Consider the following 17,768-nt stretch of genomic DNA (forward strand, 5'->3'; position numbering starts at 1 on the left):
GCAATGCGCGACAATGCCGGCCAGTTTCAGGAGTTAATCATGAGTGAAATGCTTGATACGCCGGTAGACGGCACCCTCGACGCCACCGGCCTCAACTGCCCGGAACCGGTGATGATGCTGCACCAGCACATCCGTGACCTGGTGCCTGGCGGCCTGCTCAAGGTAATCGCGACCGATCCCTCGACCCGTCGCGACATTCCCAAATTCTGCGTGTTTCTCGACCACGAACTGGTCGCGCAGCACGAAGAGGCGGGCACCTACCTGTACTGGATCCGCAAGAAACTCGCTTAACCCGCCGAAGAGCTGATGCGGATCCGCTTGCGTGCGCTACGCGTGAGGCGGATCGACAGCATCAGCGCCGCGCAGCTCAAGCCCACGATCAAACCCTGCCACAGCCCGCTCGGGCCGCTCGGTGTGCCGAACCAGTCGGTCAGGCCCAGGGCGTAACCCACCGGCAAACCGATCCCCCAATAGGCGAACAGGGTCAGGATCATCGTCACCCGCGTGTCCTGATAACCGCGCAACGCCCCGGCCGCGGTCACCTGGATCGCGTCGGAAAACTGGAACAGCGCCGAATACACAATCAGCATCGATGCCACGCGAATCACCGTCGGGTCGGCGGTGTAGATCGTTGCGATGTGTTCGCGCAGCAACAGCATCATGCTCGCCGAAATACAGGCGTAAGCCAGCGCCGTGCCCATGCCGACCCCGGCGGCGAAGCGCGCCTCGCGCGGCTCCTGGCGCCCGAGTGCCTGGCCGACCCGAACCGTCACCGCCATGCCCAGGGAGTAGGGGATCATGAACACCAGCGAGCTGAAGTTCAGCGCGATCTGATGTCCGGCAACCACTGTGGCGCCGAGGCTGCCGATCAGCAGGGCGATCACCGCGAAAATGCTCGACTCGGCGAACACCGCAATGCCGATGGGCAAGCCGATGCCCAGCAGGCGTTTGATCACCGACCATTGCGGCCAGTCGAAACGGCTGAACAACTGACTTGACTGGTAGGCCGGTGCCCAGCGCTCCCAGCCGGCCATCCCCAGCGCCATCACCCACATCACGATCGCCGTGGCCCAGCCACAGCCGACACCGCCCATGGCGGGCACACCGAAGTGGCCGTAGATGAAGATGTAGTTCAGCGGAATGTTCAGCGCCAGGCCGCACAGGCCAAGGACCATCGCCGGGCGTGTGCGGCCCAGACCGTCACTGAAGCAGCGCAACACATGGTAGATGGCAACGGCAGGCAGGCCGCTGGCGATGCCGTGCAGGTACTGCATGCACGGGCCGATCAGCTCCGGATCGACCTTCATCATGTGCAGGATCGGTTCGGCGCTGAACAGCATGGTCGTCGCGATCAGGCCCACGACCAATGCCAGCCACAGCGCCTGACGCACGATCGGACCGATCTCGCTGTGGGTGCCGGCGCCGAAACGCTGGGCGACTTTCGGGGTAGTGGCCAGCAGCGTGCCGGTCATCAACAGGAACACCGGCACCCAGATCGAGTTGCCGAGCGCCACCGCCGCCAGGTCGCGCGGTCCGACCCGACCGGCCATCACCGCATCGACGAAGCCCATGGCGGTGGTTGCCAGCTGCGCGATCATGATCGGCAGCGCGAGCGCGAGCAGGGTTTTGAGCTCCAGGCGAACCCGGGCCGGACGGGTGAGGGAAGTAGCGGCGGGGCGGTCAGTTACGGAATTCAAGGGCGAAACGTCCAAAGATTTTGAGGCGCGAGGCGGCGCATTCTACGCGTTGACGCAGCGGTCAGGAAAAGTCCTGTGTTAGGGATTTGTAAGCGGTTTGCGGATGTTTATGCATCCTGGGTGGCCCATCACCTTCATCTACGCCTAAACTGCCGATCCCCCAAAGGAGCCTGCCATGCTGATTGTTGCCGACGAAAATATCCCGCTGCTCGATGCCTTCTTCGAACGTTTCGGTGAAATCCGCCGAGTGCCGGGACGCTCCATCGACCGCGCCACGGTCGAGCAGGCCGATGTGCTGCTGGTGCGTTCGGTGACCAACGTCAACCGCGCGTTGCTCGAAGGCAGCAAGGTGCGTTTTGTCGGCACCTGCACCATTGGTACCGATCACTTGGACCTGGACTACTTTCAGCAGGCCGGTATCACTTGGTCCAGCGCACCCGGCTGCAATGCCCGCGGCGTGGTCGACTACGTGCTCGGCAGTCTGTTGACCCTGGCCGAGATCGAGGGCGTCGACCTGAACCAGCGCACTTACGGTGTGGTCGGTGCCGGTGAAGTCGGTGGTCGCCTGGTCAAGGTACTGCGCGGCCTGGGCTGGAACGTGCTGGTGTGCGATCCACCAAGGCAAGCCGCTGAAGGCGGCGATTACGTCAGTCTCGAACACATCATCGAACAATGCGACGTCATCAGCCTGCACACCCCTTTGAAAAAACACGGCGCCCAGTCGACCTGGCATCTGTTCGACAGAAACCGCCTGAACCAGCTCAAATCCGGCGCCTGGCTGATCAATGCCAGTCGAGGCCCGGTGGTGGACAACGCCGCCCTGCGCCAGGTGTTGATGCAGCGTGAAGACCTGCAAGCGGTGCTCGACGTTTGGGAAGGCGAACCCGAAGTCGATGTGGCGCTGGCCGAGCTCTGTGTTTTAGCGACGCCGCACATTGCCGGTTACAGCCTTGACGGCAAACAGCGCGGGACGGCGCAGATCTACCAGGCCTATTGCGAATTTATCGGGCAAGCGCCGCAGGTCAGCTTGAACGATTTGCTGCCGGCGCCGTGGTTGTCGCAGGTCACCCTGAGCGCCGAAAGCGATCCGGCCTGGGCGCTGGCGATGCTGTGCCGCGGCGTGTACGACCCGCGCCGCGATGATGCGGACTTCCGTCGTAGCCTTGTCGGCAATGTGAGCGAACAGCGTGCGGCGTTTGATGCGTTGCGCAAGCATTACCCGCAGCGGCGCGAGATCGATGGGCTCAAGGTACGGATCGAGGGGGATTCGCCTGAGTTGCTGAAGATTGTGTCGGCTTTGGGTGCCTTGACTGTCTGAAGAGTCGGGTTGGCGCCATCGCGAGCAGGCTCGCTCCCACATTGATTTTGTCGTATGCAAAAGCTGTATTCGCTGGAGATCTCTTGTGGGAGCGAGCCTGCTCGCGATGGCCGCGCCGCAATTTCAGGAAAAGCGCCCATAAAAAACCCGGCCATCAGTGCCGGGTCAAGAAGACGGTGGCTATATCACTCTTGTTCGGCAGGCTTGACCAATCGCTTTTCCAGTTCGCGGCAAGCGTCCTGGATCATGTCTTCAGTGATCGGTACTTCGCGCCCATTCTCATCAATAATCGAGCAACCCAAAGACTGGTCGGGCTGTGTGCGGATCACTTGAATCTTGTCTTCGCTGCTGTGTTGCAAGGACATGGCCTGTCTCCTCTTCAGGTTGTGTGCCTACTTTAAAACCGCCAGGTGACCGGGCTGTGACAACTCCCTACGGTCTTTCCAGATCGGCAACCCCACTCCACCAGAAATTCCCGAACGTTGCCAGCCGCACTTTAGACCAATAGCGTCTAGCGCCTAGTCTCTGCGGACATAATTAAAGTGACTCATTGTGATTTACAGCGTTTCAGCCCACGTTGAGCGGTGTAGGCTGAGCCATCCAATGCGTACCTGGAAAACCTCGATGCTCTCTGCCCGTCACCGCCGCGCGCTGCGCCTTACCCTGGGTTTTCTGGCACCCTATCGCTGGCAAGCCTTCGGTGCTTTGCTCGCATTGATCGTCACCGCCGGCATCACCTTGTCCATGGGGCAGGGGATTCGGTTGTTGGTGGATCAGGGTTTCATGACCCAGTCGCCGCACCTGCTCAACCAGTCCATCGGCCTGTTCATGGTGTTGGTGGTGGGGCTGGCGATCGGCACCTTTGCGCGGTTTTATCTGGTGTCCTGGATCGGCGAGCGCGTTGTCGCGGACATCCGCCGGCAAGTGTTCAATCACCTGGTTTATCTGCATCCCGGTTTTTACGAAGACAATCGCAGCTCCGAAATTCAGTCGCGCCTGACTGCCGACACGACGTTACTGCAATCGGTAATCGGCTCTTCGTTGTCGCTGTTTCTGCGCAATTTGCTGATGGTGATCGGCGGGATCGTCTTGCTGTTCATCACCAACCCCAAACTCACCAGCATCGTGGTGGTGGCGTTGCCCCTGGTGATCGCGCCGATCCTGATCTTCGGCCGCCGGGTGCGCAGTTTGTCGCGTTTGAGTCAGGACCGGATTGCCGACATCGGCAGCTATGTTTCCGAAACCCTTGGCCAGATCAAAACCGTGCAAGCCTACAACCACCAGGTCCAGGACGAGCAACGATTCGCCGTGACCGTTGAAGAGGCGTTCAACACCGCTCGCAAACGCATCTTCCAGCGGGCCTGGCTGATTACGCTGGTGATCGTGCTGGTGCTGGGCGCCGTCGGCGTGATGCTTTGGGTCGGCGGCATGGACGTGATCGCCGGGCGCATCTCGGCGGGTGAGCTGGCGGCATTTGTCTTCTACAGCCTGATTGTCGGCAGCGCCTTCGGCACGTTGAGCGAAGTGATCGGCGAGCTGCAGCGCGCGGCAGGGGCGGCGGAACGTATTGCCGAGTTGCTGCGTTCGGAAAACATCATCCAGCCGCCAACCACTGGCTTGGTGACCCTGCCTGATCGGGTGAAAGGCAATCTGGCGCTGCAAGACGTGCGTTTTTCCTATCCTTCGCGACCGCAGAGCTATGCCGTCGATGGCTTGAGCCTGACCATCAATGCCGGGGAAACCCTCGCCTTGGTCGGTCCCTCCGGTGCCGGCAAGTCAACGGTGTATGACCTGCTGCTGCGTTTCTACGATCCGGCGTCAGGGCAGATTCTTTTGGATGGTGTGCCGCTGACCCAACTCGATCCCCTCGATCTGCGCCGCTGTTTCGCCCTGGTCTCGCAAAACCCGGCGCTGTTTTTCGGCAGTATCGAAGAGAACATCCGCTACGGTAATCCGACGGCGACTCTGGCCCAGGTCCAGGAAGCCGCAAAAATCGCCTACGCCCATGAGTTCATCGAGCAAATGCCCAATGGTTACCAGACTCATCTGGGGGACGGCGGTCTCGGATTGTCCGGCGGTCAGCGTCAGCGCCTGGCCATCGCCCGGGCGCTGCTGGTGGATGCCCCCATCCTGCTGCTGGACGAAGCCACCAGTGCCCTCGACGCGCAGAGCGAACACCTGATCCAGCAAGCCCTGCCGAGCCTGATGAAAAACCGCACCACACTGGTCATCGCCCATCGTTTGGCTACGGTGAAAAACGCCGACCGGATCGCGGTGATGGACCAGGGAAAACTGGTGGCGGTGGGAACGCATCAGGAACTGATTGCGAGCAATGCGCTGTATGCGCGGCTGGCGGCGTTGCAGTTCAGCGATGGCAAGGCCGAACTCGGCCTGCCCTTGTAGGAGCTGTCGAGAGAAACGAGGCTGCGATCTTTTGATCTTGATCTTCAGCGGTGCCGAAAAAGATCAAAAGATCAAAAGATCGCAGCCTCGTTTCTCTCGACAGCTCCTACATGGATCCTACAAAACCCGGTTATTGATCGTCAAAATACCGCTCGTGCCAATCCACCAGTGGTTGTGGCGAGTTGAGTTTCTGGCCGTAGATCACCGAGTACGACAACACGTTTTGCACGTACTGGCGGGTTTCGTCGAACGGGATGCTCTCCACCCACACGTCGAAGCTCAGGTGATCGGCGCCACGCAACCACTGACGAACGCGGCCAGGGCCGGCGTTGTAGGCGGCGGAGGCGAGGACGCGGTTGCCGTTGAACTGACTGTGAACCTGGCTCAGGTAGGCGGCGCCGAGCTGGATGTTTTTGTCCGGGTCGAGCACTTGTTGCGGCGAGGCCAGGGGGATGCTGAATTTGCGCGCGGTTTCCTTGGCGGTGCCCGGCATCAGTTGCATCAGGCCGCTGGCGCCGACGCCGGAGCGGGCGTCGTCCATGAAGGCGCTTTCCTGGCGAGTGATGGCAAACACCCAGCTCGAGTGCAGGCCGCGGACCTTGGCTTCACGCACCATGGTTTCGCGGTGGGCCATCGGGAAGCGGATGTCCAGATCGTCCCAGTATTGCGCCTGGCTGATGGTGCGGATCGCCGGGAAATACCATTTCAGGTCGTAGGCCAGTTTTGCCTGGGCGACCATTTCATCTCGATTGAAGTGTCGGCTGACGTGATACCACTCACGGCGCCCATCGACGATCTGCCCGCGAGCGTGGAACTCCAGGGCGCGACGAACGCCTGGGGTGTTGCGCACCTTGTTCATCAATGCCTGGCTCAGCACCAGCGGCTTGTTCGCCAGCGAATACGGAGACTGCGAACGGTCGGCGGCAAGGAAGCCGTAGAAGTCGCGCTCACGAGCAAGATTCTTGTAGAGCGTTTGCGCTTCCGGGTTCTGCGGCTGCGCCAGTTCCAGGCTGCGAGCCTGCCAGTAGCGCCAGCGATTGGTGATCGCCAGATCCTGAGGCAAGCGGCGGGTCAGTTGATACGCATCGTCCCAGCGGGCCAGACGCAGCAACAGACGCAGGCGCCATTCCGACACGGTGTTGTCGCGCAGCTCGGGATCGTATTTGGTCATGACGTCCAGCGCACGCGGGTCGAACCGACGGGCGAGGGTCAAGCCGATTTCACGGGCGATGGCCACTTTCTCATCACGGGAGAAGTGCATGCTGCTGGCATAGCCATCGAGCAAGTCCATCGCCTTGTCGGGATCCTGGCGGGCCAGGCGGCGCAGGCCGAGGCTGACCACGTCAGACATCGGCTCGTCGGCCGGGGTGAAGCGCGAAGGCTGGTTGAGCAGCTCGGGTTTTTGCGCCACATCAACCAGAAGGCGGCCTCGAGGGGCCAGGGTGGTCAGGCCGCTGACCAGACTGTTGGCCAACGGATAGTTGCGCGCCTGGGCGGCAAGCTTGGCGCGCTCCCAGCGTTTCTGTTCGGTCAACTGGCCTTCGGCGGCCCATTGCCCAAACAGTGCATCGCAGGCAGCGGGCTGGGATTTGCCGGTCAGCCAGAGTTTATTCGCGTTGGCGTAGCCTTCGGTTTTCTGGTTGTGACCGATCTGATATTGCGCGTTCAGGCAGTCCAGCTCCGTGAAGTTGAGCTTGGGATCGTAGTACTTGACGAAGGTCGCCCAGTCACCGCGCTCGGCCAGCCAGCGCAACCAGCGCAGTTTCATCCAGTTGGCCTGCGGCAGGTCGCCGTGTTCGGCGAGGAATTTTTCGATCTCGGCATTACTGGCGGTTTTCAGCCGAGCGGTCAGTTCATCGTAAGCCAGGTACGGTTCCAGCGGATAATCGCTGAGGGCCTGGCTGTAGCGGAAATAAGGGCCGGTATCGCCCTTGGCCAGGGCACGCTTGGCCTCATCGTAATATTGTCGTTGGGTAGACAGGTCCACCGCCTGGGCGGTCTGAACGGCAGCGGCAGAGAGAATCAAACAAGATAAAAGACTGAAAAGGCGACTGCGCATGAGACGTCCGGGCAGAGAAAATCATGACAAGTGCTGACGTAAGTCGCACTGGATAATCTGTAGCTTAGCCTTTTGCCAGCAATGGGCGAAAGCTTTGCCGGCCTTGCGGCACAAGTTCGCAACAATTGTCATGCAGAGTGATACGAAGGTGAAATTGCCGGCCTTCTGAAGCCTCAAGTCAGGTAGAATACGCGCCCGGTTTTTGGAGAAGCTCATGACCCTGCTCAAATTCAGCGATGTGTCCCTTGCTTTCGGCGCTATGCCGTTGTTGGACAAGGTGTCCTGGCAGATCGCCCGTGGAGAGCGGGTGTGCATCATCGGCCGCAACGGCACTGGCAAGTCCAGCATGATGAAGCTCGTCAAGGGCGACCAGAAGCCCGATGAGGGCTCCGTTTGGCGTGCGCCTGGCCTCAAGATTGGCGAATTGCCGCAGGAATTGCCGGTAGCCGACGAGCGGACCGTGTTCGACGTGGTTGCCGAAGGCCTGGACGGTGTCGGCGAGCTGCTCGCGCAGTATCACCACCTGAGCCAGAACATCGTCACCGATGCCGACCTGGACAAGCTGATGCATGTCCAGCACGACCTCGAAGCCCGTGATGGCTGGCGTCTGCAGCAACTGGTCGACAGCACCTTGAGCCGTCTGCAATTGCCAGCCGACAAAACCCTCGCCCAATTGTCTGGCGGCTGGCGTCGTCGCGTCCTGTTGGCTCAGGCCCTGGTTTCCGAACCGGACCTGCTGCTGCTCGACGAACCGACCAACCACCTGGATATCGGTGCGATTGCCTGGCTCGAAGAAGCGCTAAAGGATTTCCAGGGCGCCGTGCTGTTCATCACGCACGACCGTTCATTCCTGCAGAACCTTGCCACCCGCATTCTGGAACTGGATCGCGGCGGCCTGATCGACTGGAACGGCGACTACGCCAGTTTCCTCGTGCACAAAGAAGCCTCGCTGGCGGCGGAAGAAACCGCCAACGCGCTGTTCGACAAGAAACTGGCCCAGGAAGAAGTCTGGATCCGCCAGGGCATCAAGGCGCGCCGCACCCGTAACGAAGGCCGCGTACGTGCCTTGAAAGCCCTGCGCGTCGAGCGTAGCGAGCGTCGTGAACGTACCGGCAAGGCCAACATTCAGTTGGACACCGCTGACAAATCCGGCAAGCAGGTGATGGTCCTTGAGAACGTGAGCTTCGCTCACCCGGGTGGCCCGTTCCTGATCAAGGACTTCTCGATGGTCCTGACGCGCGGCGACCGTATCGGTCTGCTCGGCGCCAACGGTACCGGCAAGACCACACTGCTGAAGCTGATGCTCAGCGGTCTGCAACCGACCAGCGGCACAGTGGAAGAGGGGACGCGCATCGACGTGGCCTACTTCGACCAGTTGCGCCATCAGCTGGACCTGGAAAAGACCGTGATCGACAACGTCGCCGAAGGTCGCGACTTCATCGATATCGATGGTCAGAGCCGTCACGTGCTGAGCTACCTTGGCGACTTCCTGTTCAGCCCGCAGCGTGCCCGCACGCCGGTCAAGGCGCTGTCGGGTGGTGAGCGTGCGCGTCTACTGCTGGCGAAACTGTTCAGCAAGCCGGCCAACCTGCTGGTCCTCGACGAACCGACCAACGACCTCGACGTGGAAACCCTCGAACTGCTGGAAGAGGTCTTGCTGACCTTCAACGGCACCGTGCTGATGGTCAGCCACGACCGGGCATTCCTCGACAACGTGGTGACCAGTACCCTGGTCTTCGAAGGTGAAGGCAAGGTTCGCGAATACGTCGGTGGTTATCAGGACTGGTTGCGTCAGGGCGGTTCGCCGCGTCTGTTGGGCGTGACCGAGAGCAAATCCGGCAAGGCTGACCTGACCTCCGCGGTCGTGACTGCCGAAGCAGCGCCGGTGGCAGCTGCGGTCGAAGCACCGGTGGCTAAGAAAAAGCTCAGCTACAAATTGCAGCGTGAGCTGGAAATGCTGCCGGGCCAGATTGAAGTCATGGAAAAGCAGATCGCTACCGTTGAAGCTCAGATGGCAGATACGGCTTTCTATCAGCGTCCGGCCACGGAAACAGCAGCGGTGATCGCTCAGCTGGAACAGTTGCAGGCTGAACTGGACGTGATGGTCGAGCGTTGGGCCGAGCTGGATGCCTGATTGACCCTGCGATAAAAAAGCCCGGCGTTCAGTGATGAACGCCGGGCTTTTTGTATGGATTGCGATCTACAGGTTGCGGTAGATGCCCTGTGGGAGCGAGCGGTTAGCTTTTGATCAGGCGCACCGCGAGCACATCGCAAGGCGCACCGTGAAGCACGTCATTGGCGGTCGAGCCCAGCAGCAGTGCCAGGCCGTGTCGGCCATGGCTGCCCACCACGATCAGGTCACAGGTTTGTTCCTTGGCCAGATGGTGGATCTCCTGGCGTGGCTGGCCGTAGGTCAGGTGGCTGTATTCCTTGGAGAGTTCAGGGTATTTCACGATCAACCGGTCCAGGCGCTCCTTGGCCTGATCAAACTGTTGTTGTTGCAGTTGTGACAGGTCCATGGGGACATCGCCGCCAAAGGCCATGGCCATGGGTTCGACGATGTGAACCAGGGATAATTTCGCACCGCTGCTCACCGACAGCTCGCGAGCACGGTGGATGACAGGGTCGCACTCTTCGGTTAGGTCTACAGCGACCAGAATGTGGGTGTAGGGCATGAGGTGCTCCTCCTGAGGATTGCAATATTGGTAAGTATGGCTGGTTTCAAGCGCATTGGTTCCAAAGTGACTCAAAGCGCCCATCAAGAATCGGGAGTACAGATATGACGGTCTGGATAGTGGTGTCAATCCTGCTGGTGGTACTGAGCCCGTTGGCATGGTTGCGCCCGTCTCGCGGGCAGAGTGGACGAATGGCATTGCGGATGGAGGCGCGGCGCATCGGGCTGTCCATGCAACTGGCGCCGCAAGAGTGGCCGCACTGGCTGAGTCAGGAGCCGCCGAGCCCTTGTGCCCAGTACCACCGACCGCGTCGCGGCAACCAGCCCGCATGCTGGAGTTACTGGCAAAAGTCGCCGGGCGTGTGGGTAAATCAGTGGCAGGAGGTCTGCGAGGATCAAGCGCTGCTCAATCATTTCGAAAAATTGCCAGCCAATGTCTACAAGGTCGAGGCGGACAAGCAAATGATTACCTTGTATTGGGGCGAGAAAGGAGAAGCGACAGTATTGCAGGACATTGATGCGGTGCTGAAAGCGCTGGCATGACCCGTGGACATTTCGCGCTGCAATGGCGCGAAACCTCCGACAGACAGGCAATAAAAAGCCCGACATCATCATCGGGCTGGGGTTGGCCAGGCAGGCCGGTAATTCTTTATGTCGCTGATTTTACGGCGGGCATTCGCCAGCGGCGTTGATTTTTTTTCCTCAGGTTCCCGCCAGCGTAGCTTGTTAAACAAAGGCTGCAGCGAATTAGGGCGACTTTTCTAACTATTGATTCTATGAATGGCTACACATGCATCCGCGTGTTGAAGATCTTCGCAGTACGGAAGTGACCGCAAAGTCGCGTTTCAACCCGTATTTTGGGCGATTGACAATTGTCGGAAATTCCGTGAAGGTGGCGTACCCAAATCAAACGGGCGTATGAATTGAGCGTTTGTTTTCAGAATGCTCCTACAGAATCCCGACTATCGCGTTGGCGGGTGTGCCGGGTGGATTGGCGTAGCATCGACGTTAAACGTCCTGCCAAGCCATTCGCCTGCGTCCGACGTGTACTGTTCAGCTTCCATATCGTGGAGATCAGTTGATGATTTACGAAGGTAAAGCCATCACGGTTAAGGCTCTTGAAAGTGGCATCGTCGAATTGAAATTCGACCTCAAGGGTGAGTCCGTCAACAAGTTCAACCGTCTAACCCTGAACGAACTGCGTCAGGCCGTAGACACCATCAAGGCAGATGCTTCGATCAAGGGTGTGATCGTCAGCAGTGGCAAGGACGTCTTCATCGTCGGCGCCGACATCACCGAATTTGTCGAGAACTTCAAGCTGCCTGATGCCGAGCTTGTTGCTGGCAATCTGGAAGCCAACAAGATTTTCAGCGATTTCGAAGACCTCAACGTCCCGACTGTCGCCGCGATCAACGGTATCGCCCTAGGCGGCGGTCTGGAAATGTGCCTGGCGGCGGACTACCGCGTCATGTCGACCAAGGCCAAGATCGGTCTGCCGGAAGTGAAGCTGGGCATCTACCCTGGTTTCGGCGGTACCGTGCGTCTGCCGCGCCTGATCGGTGCCGACAACGCCATCGAGTGGATTGCCTCCGGCAAGGAAAACCGTCCTGAAGACGCACTGAAAGTCAGCGCCGTCGATGCGGTGGTTGCTCCTGAGAAACTGCAGGAAGCGGCTCTTGAACTGATCAAGCGCGCCATCTCCGGCGAGTTCGACTACAAGGCCAAGCGTCAGCCGAAGCTGGAAAAGCTCAAGCTGAACGCCATCGAGCAAATGATGGCTTTCGAAACCGCCAAAGGTTTCGTGGCTGGTCAAGCTGGCCCGAACTACCCGGCGCCGGTTGAAGCGATCAAGACCATCCAGAAAGCCGCGAACTTCGGTCGTGACAAGGCGCTGGAAGTCGAAGCGGCCGGTTTCGTCAAACTGGCCAAGACCTCTGCCGCGCAGAGCTTGATCGGTCTGTTCCTGAACGATCAGGAGCTGAAGAAAAAGGCCAAGGCCTACGACGAAATCGCCAAGGACGTGAAGCAGGCTGCCGTATTGGGCGCTGGCATCATGGGTGGCGGTATCGCTTATCAGTCGGCGTCCAAAGGCACGCCGATCCTGATGAAAGACATCAACGAGCACGGCATCGAGCAAGGTCTGGCTGAAGCCGCCAAGCTGCTGGTGGGTCGCGTTGATAAAGGTCGCATGACCCCGGCGAAAATGGCTGAAGTGCTCAACGGCATTCGTCCGACCCTGTCCTACGGTGATTTCGGTCACGTGGATCTGGTTGTCGAAGCGGTCGTCGAGAATCCAAAGGTCAAACAAGCCGTGCTGGCTGAAGTCGAAGACAAGGTCAAAGAGGACACCATCCTCGCGTCCAACACCTCGACCATTTCCATCACCTTGCTGGCCAAGGCCCTCAAGCGTCCGGAAAACTTCGTCGGCATGCACTTCTTCAACCCGGTGCACATGATGCCGCTGGTTGAAGTGATTCGTGGCGAGAAGTCCAGTGAGCTGGCGGTTGCCACCACCGTTGCCTACGCCAAGAAAATGGGCAAGAACCCGATCGTCGTCAACGACTGCCCGGGCTTCCTGGTCAACCGCGTGCTGTTCCCGTACTTCGGCGGTTTCGCCAAGCTGGTCAGCGCTGGTGTGGACTTCGTCCGTATCGACAAGGTCATGGAAAAATTCGGCTGGCCAATGGGCCCGGCCTACCTGATGGACGTGGTCGGCATCGACACCGGTCACCACGGTCGTGACGTTATGGCTGAAGGCTTCCCGGACCGCATGAAAGACGATCGCCGTTCGGCTATCGACGTCCTCTACGAAGCCAAGCGCCTGGGCCAGAAGAATGGCAAAGGCTTCTACGCCTACGAGACCGACAAGAAAGGCAAGCAGAAGAAGGTGGCCGATCCGTCGGTGCTGGAAGTGCTCAAGCCAATCGTTTACGAGCAGCGCGAAGTCACCGACGAAGACATCATCAACTGGATGATGATCCCGTTGTGCCTGGAAACCGTGCGTTGCCTGGAAGACGGCATCGTCGAAACTGCTGCCGAAGCCGACATGGGTCTGGTCTACGGTATTGGTTTCCCTCCATTCCGTGGCGGTGCGCTGCGCTACATCGATTCGATCGGTGTTGCCGAGTTCGTTGCCCTGGCTGACCAGTACGCTGATTTGGGCGCGCTGTACCACCCGACCGCAAAACTGCGTGAAATGGCCAAAACCGGCCAACGGTTCTTCGGTTAAGCGTCCCAACTTTTGAGCGAGAGTGAAATTTTATGAGCTTGAATCCAAGAGACGTCGTGATTGTCGACTTCGGTCGTACTCCGATGGGCCGCTCCAAGGGCGGCATGCACCGCAACACCCGCGCCGAAGACATGTCGGCGCACTTGATCAGCAAATTGCTGGAACGCAACGTCAAGGTCGACCCGAATGAAGTCGAAGACGTCATCTGGGGCTGCGTAAACCAGACCCTGGAGCAGGGCTGGAACATCGCCCGCATGGCGTCCCTGATGACTCAGATCCCGCACACTGCCGCCGGCCAGACCGTCAGCCGTCTGTGTGGTTCGTCGATGAGCGCTCTGCACACTGCCGCACAAGCGATCATGACCGGCAACGGTGACGTGTTCGTGGTCGGCGGCGTCGAGCACATGGGCCACGTGAGCATGATGCACGGTGTCGATCCGAACCCGCACATGTCGCTGTACGCGGCAAAAGCTTCGGGCATGATGGGCCTGACCGCTGAAATGCTGGGTAAAATGCACGGCATCACTCGCGAACAACAGGATGCTTTCGGCGTGCGTTCCCACCAGCTCGCTCACAAGGCGACTGTGGAAGGCAAGTTCAAAGACGAAATCATCCCGATGCAGGGCTATGACGAGAACGGTTTCCTGAAACTGTTCGACTACGACGAAACCATTCGTCCGGAAACCACCCTGGAAAGCCTGGCGGCTCTCAAGCCTGCTTTCAACCCGAAGGGCGGCACCGTGACAGCAGGTACTTCGTCGCAGATCACCGACGGTGCTTCGTGCATGATCGTGATGTCGGCGCAGCGTGCACAAGACCTGGGCATCCAGCCTATGGCGGTGATCCGCTCGATGGCAGTGGCAGGTGTGGACCCGGCAATCATGGGCTATGGTCCAGTACCGGCCACCCAAAAAGCCTTGAAGCGTGCGGGCCTTGGTATTAACGATATCGACTTCTTCGAGCTCAACGAAGCTTTCGCTGCACAGGCCTTGCCAGTGCTGAAAGATCTGAAAGTGCTCGACAAGATGAACGAGAAGGTTAACCTGCACGGCGGCGCAATCGCCTTGGGTCACCCGTTCGGTTGCTCCGGTGCTCGTATCTCCGGCACTCTGCTGAACGTGATGAAGCAAAATGGCGGCACCTTCGGGGTAGCCACCATGTGCATTGGTCTCGGCCAAGGCATCTCCACCGTCTTCGAACGCGTTTAAGCGTTCCGTTGACGGAAGCCGGGGCCAAGTGCCCCGGTTTTTGTTTTTCTGAATTTATTTTTTGTTTTTATTTTTAAAAGATTTGAGTGAGGGCCAAGCCATGCCGATACAACCTGGGCTCTACCAGCATTACAAAGGTCCACAGTACCGCGTATTCAGCATTGCGCGGCACTCGGAAACCGAAGAAGAAGTGGTCTTCTATCAAGCCCTGTATGGCGATTACGGCTTTTGGGTGCGTCCCTTGAACATGTTCCTGGAGTCGGTCGAAGTTGACGGCGAACAGGTGCCACGCTTTGCTTTGGTGCAAGCCGAACCGAGCCTTTTTTCGAAGCCATAAGCTGAGTGCGCGCAAAACCCTGCGCTTGACCTCACCTTGTAGCCACTATATATAGCGGTGCCGCGTCAGGCGCCAACCGCCTTTCACTTCTAGAATTCAGGAATTTTCTGATCCATGGGCAAATCGCTGGTCATTGTGGAATCCCCGGCTAAGGCCAAGACCATCAACAAGTATCTGGGTAACCAATACGTGGTGAAGTCGAGTATCGGCCATATCCGAGACCTGCCCACCAGCGGTTCGGCTAGCGCCAGCAAAGAGCCAGCCGCCAAGCGCGGCAAGGCCGCCGCGGGTGAAGGTCCGGTGCTCACGCCGAAAGAGAAAGCGCGCAAGCAGCTGGTCTCGCGCATGGGTGTCGATCCCGATCATGGCTGGAAAGCCAAGTACGAGATCCTCCCGGGCAAGGAAAAGGTCATCGAAGAGCTGCGCCGGCTCGCCAAGGATGCTGACACCATCTATCTCGCAACCGACTTGGATCGCGAGGGGGAAGCCATTGCCTGGCACCTGCGCGAAGCCATCGGTGGTGACGACAGCCGCTACAAGCGCGTGGTGTTCAACGAAATCACCAAGAAAGCGATCCAGGAAGCCTTCTCCAAACCGGGCGAGCTGGACATCGATCGTGTAAACGCACAACAAGCACGTCGTTTCCTCGACCGTGTCGTGGGTTACATGGTTTCTCCGCTGCTGTGGGCCAAAGTTGCCCGTGGCCTGTCTGCCGGTCGTGTGCAGTCGGTGGCGGTGAAGCTGGTCGTTGAGCGTGAGCGTGAAATTCGCGCGTTCAACCCGGAAGAGTACTGGGAAGTCCACGCCGACCTGGGCACCGCCAAGGGCGCGACCGTGCGCTTTGACGTAGCTCGCGAGAAAGGCGAGGCCTTCAAGCCGCTCAACGAAGCCCAGGCCATGGCGGCGCTGGAGAAGCTCAAGGCTTCCAGCTATAGCATCGTCAAGCGCGAAGACAAACCGACCAGCAGCAAGCCGTCGGCACCGTTCATCACGTCCACCCTGCAACAGGCGGCGAGTAACCGCCTGGGCTTCGGCGTGAAGAAAACCATGATGATGGCCCAGCGTTTGTACGAAGCGGGCTACATCACTTATATGCGTACCGACTCCACCAACCTCTCGGCCGATGCCGTGACGATGGCGCGCACTTATATCGAAGGCGAGTTCGGCAAGAAGTACCTGCCGGAAACCCCGAACGTCTACAGCAGCAAGGAAGGCGCACAAGAGGCTCACGAAGCGATTCGTCCGTCCGACGCCAATACCGAGCCAAGCAAGCTGTCGGGCATGGAGCGTGACGCAGAGCGGCTCTACGAGCTGATCTGGCGCCAGTTCCTCGCTTGCCAGATGCTGCCGGCTCAATACCTGTCGACCACTGTTACTGTCGGCGCCGGTGATTTCGAGCTGCGCGCCAAGGGCCGTATCCTGAAGTTCGACGGTTACACCCGCGTCATGCCGCAAATCGCCAAGCCAGGCGATGACGACGTGCTGCCGGACATGGCCCAGGGCGACGCGATGAAGCTGATCAAGCTTGATCCGACCCAGCACTTCACCAAGCCGCCGGCGCGTTACTCGGAAGCGAGCCTGGTCAAAGAAATGGAAAAACGCGGCATCGGTCGTCCTTCGACCTACGCAGCGATCATTTCGACCATCCAGGACCGTGGCTACGTCGCGCTGCACAACCGTCGTTTCTACTCGGAAAAGATGGGCGATATCGTCACTGAACGTCTGGCCGAGAGTTTCTCCAATCTCATGGACTACGGCTTCACCGCCGGCATGGAAGAGAACCTCGATGACGTGGCCCAAGGCGAACGCGACTGGAAAAACGTGCTCGACGAGTTCTACGGCGACTTCAAGAAGAAGCTCGAAGTAGCCGAGAGCGCCGAAGGCGGCATGCGCGCCAACCAACCGGTAATGACTGACATTCCGTGTGTGGTGTGCGGTCGTCCAATGCAGATTCGTACAGCGTCCACTGGCGTGTTCCTGGGTTGCTCGGGCTACAGCCTGCCGCCGAAAGAACGCTGCAAGGCCACCGTCAACCTGGTGCCAGGCGATGAAATTGCTGCGGACGACGAGGGTGAATCGGAATCGCTGGTCCTGCGCGGCAAACACCGTTGCCCGATTTGCAGCACTGCGATGGATGCTTACCTTCTGGATGAAAAGCGCAAGCTGCACATCTGTGGTAACAATCCGGATTGCGACGGCTACGAAGTCGAAGAGGGCAACTACCGCATCAAGGGCTATGAAGGTCCGAGCCTGGAATGTGACAAGTGCGGCAGTGAGATGCAGCTCAAGACTGGCCGTTTCGGCAAGTTCTTCGGTTGCACCAACGCAACGTGCAAGAACACCCGCAAACTGCTGAAAAGCGGTGACGCGGCGCCGCCGAAGATGGACCCGGTGAAGATGCCTGAGCTGAAATGCGAGAAGGTCAACGACACCTACATCTTGCGTGACGGTGCTTCTGGTCTGTTCCTGGCCGCCAGCCAATTCCCGAAAAACCGCGAGACGCGTGCTCCGCTGGTCATGGAAATTGTGCCGCACAAGGATGAGATCGATCCGAAGTATCATTTCCTCTGCGAAGCACCGAAAAAGGATCCGGACGGCCTGCCTGCCGTGATCCGTTACAGCCGCAAGACCAAAGAGCAATACGTGCAGACTGAAGTCGACGGTAAGCCGACTGGCTGGAAGGCGTATTACGACGGCGGTAAGTGGACCGTTGAAGACAAGCGTCCGGCAGCCAAGGCTTAAACAGACGCTGTATGCAAAAGGCCGCATGCAAACCCTCGGGTTTTCATGCGGCCTTTTTGTTTTGTGCTTGCGGGAGGCGGAGGTGATCCACGACACTGTCT

The 17,768-nt window shown here is 59.2% G+C and carries 13 protein-coding genes; 9 read left to right on the forward strand and 4 right to left on the reverse strand.

The window, feature by feature from the left end:
- Positions 1-39: 39 nt before the first annotated feature.
- Entirely contained in the window at positions 40-291 is a 252-nt protein-coding gene (gene tusA, locus BLQ41_RS15200) for a sulfurtransferase TusA (protein ID WP_007945068.1), read from the forward strand.
- Here tusA and BLQ41_RS15205 read toward each other — a convergent pair.
- Positions 288-1,697, reverse strand: a complete 1,410-nt coding sequence (locus BLQ41_RS15205; protein WP_090182077.1) for an MATE family efflux transporter — start codon at positions 1,695-1,697, stop codon at positions 288-290. The two genes, tusA and BLQ41_RS15205, sit on opposite strands and share 4 nt — an antisense overlap.
- 175 nt (positions 1,698-1,872) lie before the next feature.
- Between BLQ41_RS15205 and pdxB the strand changes: the two genes are divergently transcribed.
- Entirely contained in the window at positions 1,873-3,015 is a 1,143-nt protein-coding gene (gene pdxB, locus BLQ41_RS15210; protein ID WP_090182079.1) for a 4-phosphoerythronate dehydrogenase PdxB, read from the forward strand.
- Between the two features lie 185 nt (positions 3,016-3,200).
- Here pdxB and BLQ41_RS15215 read toward each other — a convergent pair whose 3' ends face one another.
- Entirely contained in the window at positions 3,201-3,380 is a 180-nt protein-coding gene (locus BLQ41_RS15215) for a PA1571 family protein (RefSeq protein WP_090182080.1), read from the reverse strand.
- Between the two features lie 238 nt (positions 3,381-3,618).
- Here BLQ41_RS15215 and BLQ41_RS15220 point away from each other — a divergent pair, with 238 nt between their 5' ends.
- Positions 3,619-5,418: an ABC transporter transmembrane domain-containing protein gene (locus BLQ41_RS15220; RefSeq protein ID WP_167360487.1), complete on the forward strand. Its 1,800-nt coding sequence runs from the start codon at positions 3,619-3,621 to the stop codon at positions 5,416-5,418.
- Positions 5,419-5,548: 130 nt separating this feature from the next.
- Here BLQ41_RS15220 and BLQ41_RS15225 read toward each other — a convergent pair whose 3' ends face one another.
- Positions 5,549-7,477 (reverse strand): transglycosylase SLT domain-containing protein, encoded by a 1,929-nt coding sequence (locus BLQ41_RS15225; RefSeq protein WP_090182083.1) that lies wholly within the window; start codon positions 7,475-7,477, stop codon positions 5,549-5,551.
- A gap of 214 nt (positions 7,478-7,691) precedes the next feature.
- On the opposite strand from BLQ41_RS15225, the gene BLQ41_RS15235 reads away from it, so the two are divergent.
- Positions 7,692-9,611, forward strand: a complete 1,920-nt coding sequence (locus BLQ41_RS15235) for an ATP-binding cassette domain-containing protein (protein ID WP_090182087.1) — start codon at positions 7,692-7,694, stop codon at positions 9,609-9,611.
- 103 nt (positions 9,612-9,714) lie between these two features.
- On the opposite strand, the gene BLQ41_RS15240 is transcribed toward BLQ41_RS15235, so the two are convergent.
- Positions 9,715-10,152, reverse strand: a complete 438-nt coding sequence (locus tag BLQ41_RS15240) for a universal stress protein (RefSeq protein WP_090182088.1) — start codon at positions 10,150-10,152, stop codon at positions 9,715-9,717.
- Positions 10,153-10,256: 104 nt separating this feature from the next.
- Between BLQ41_RS15240 and BLQ41_RS15245 the strand changes: the two genes are divergently transcribed.
- The 5 genes from BLQ41_RS15245 (at position 10,257) to topA (ending at position 17,667) form a co-directional block, all read left to right on the forward strand.
- The gene (locus tag BLQ41_RS15245) at positions 10,257-10,694 is read left to right on the forward strand and encodes a hypothetical protein (protein ID WP_090182090.1); all 438 of its coding nucleotides are present in this window, start codon (positions 10,257-10,259) and stop codon (positions 10,692-10,694) included.
- 538 nt (positions 10,695-11,232) lie between these two features.
- Complete coding sequence (gene fadB / locus BLQ41_RS15250) at positions 11,233-13,380, forward strand: fatty acid oxidation complex subunit alpha FadB (protein ID WP_090182091.1); 2,148 nt, start codon at positions 11,233-11,235, stop codon at positions 13,378-13,380.
- A 32-nt stretch (positions 13,381-13,412) separates the two neighbouring features.
- The gene (gene fadA, locus BLQ41_RS15255) at positions 13,413-14,588 is read left to right on the forward strand and encodes an acetyl-CoA C-acyltransferase FadA (RefSeq protein ID WP_090182092.1); all 1,176 of its coding nucleotides are present in this window, start codon (positions 13,413-13,415) and stop codon (positions 14,586-14,588) included.
- A 100-nt stretch (positions 14,589-14,688) separates the two neighbouring features.
- The gene (locus BLQ41_RS15260; RefSeq protein ID WP_090182094.1) at positions 14,689-14,925 is read left to right on the forward strand and encodes a DUF1653 domain-containing protein; all 237 of its coding nucleotides are present in this window, start codon (positions 14,689-14,691) and stop codon (positions 14,923-14,925) included.
- A gap of 114 nt (positions 14,926-15,039) precedes the next feature.
- Entirely contained in the window at positions 15,040-17,667 is a 2,628-nt protein-coding gene (gene topA, locus BLQ41_RS15265; RefSeq protein WP_090182096.1) for a type I DNA topoisomerase, read from the forward strand.
- Positions 17,668-17,768: the final 101 nt, after the last annotated feature.

Source organism: Pseudomonas arsenicoxydans (assembly GCF_900103875.1).
Taxonomy (GTDB): domain Bacteria; phylum Pseudomonadota; class Gammaproteobacteria; order Pseudomonadales; family Pseudomonadaceae; genus Aquipseudomonas; species Aquipseudomonas arsenicoxydans.

What these genes read in the sequence shown, in the direction of transcription:
- BLQ41_RS15215 (WP_090182080.1), bottom strand. Translation starts at nt 3,380, where the DNA reads ATGTCCTTGCAACACAGCAGCGAAGACAAGATTCAAGTGATCCGCACA.
- tusA (WP_007945068.1), top strand. Translation starts at nt 40, where the DNA reads ATGAGTGAAATGCTTGATACGCCGGTAGACGGCACCCTCGACGCCACC.
- pdxB (WP_090182079.1), top strand. Translation starts at nt 1,873, where the DNA reads ATGCTGATTGTTGCCGACGAAAATATCCCGCTGCTCGATGCCTTCTTC.
- BLQ41_RS15235 (WP_090182087.1), top strand. Translation starts at nt 7,692, where the DNA reads ATGACCCTGCTCAAATTCAGCGATGTGTCCCTTGCTTTCGGCGCTATG.
- BLQ41_RS15260 (WP_090182094.1), top strand. Translation starts at nt 14,689, where the DNA reads ATGCCGATACAACCTGGGCTCTACCAGCATTACAAAGGTCCACAGTAC.
- BLQ41_RS15240 (WP_090182088.1), bottom strand. Translation starts at nt 10,152, where the DNA reads ATGCCCTACACCCACATTCTGGTCGCTGTAGACCTAACCGAAGAGTGC.
- fadA (WP_090182092.1), top strand. Translation starts at nt 13,413, where the DNA reads ATGAGCTTGAATCCAAGAGACGTCGTGATTGTCGACTTCGGTCGTACT.
- BLQ41_RS15245 (WP_090182090.1), top strand. Translation starts at nt 10,257, where the DNA reads ATGACGGTCTGGATAGTGGTGTCAATCCTGCTGGTGGTACTGAGCCCG.
- fadB (WP_090182091.1), top strand. Translation starts at nt 11,233, where the DNA reads ATGATTTACGAAGGTAAAGCCATCACGGTTAAGGCTCTTGAAAGTGGC.
- BLQ41_RS15225 (WP_090182083.1), bottom strand. Translation starts at nt 7,477, where the DNA reads ATGCGCAGTCGCCTTTTCAGTCTTTTATCTTGTTTGATTCTCTCTGCC.
- BLQ41_RS15220 (WP_167360487.1), top strand. Translation starts at nt 3,619, where the DNA reads ATGCGTACCTGGAAAACCTCGATGCTCTCTGCCCGTCACCGCCGCGCG.
- topA (WP_090182096.1), top strand. Translation starts at nt 15,040, where the DNA reads ATGGGCAAATCGCTGGTCATTGTGGAATCCCCGGCTAAGGCCAAGACC.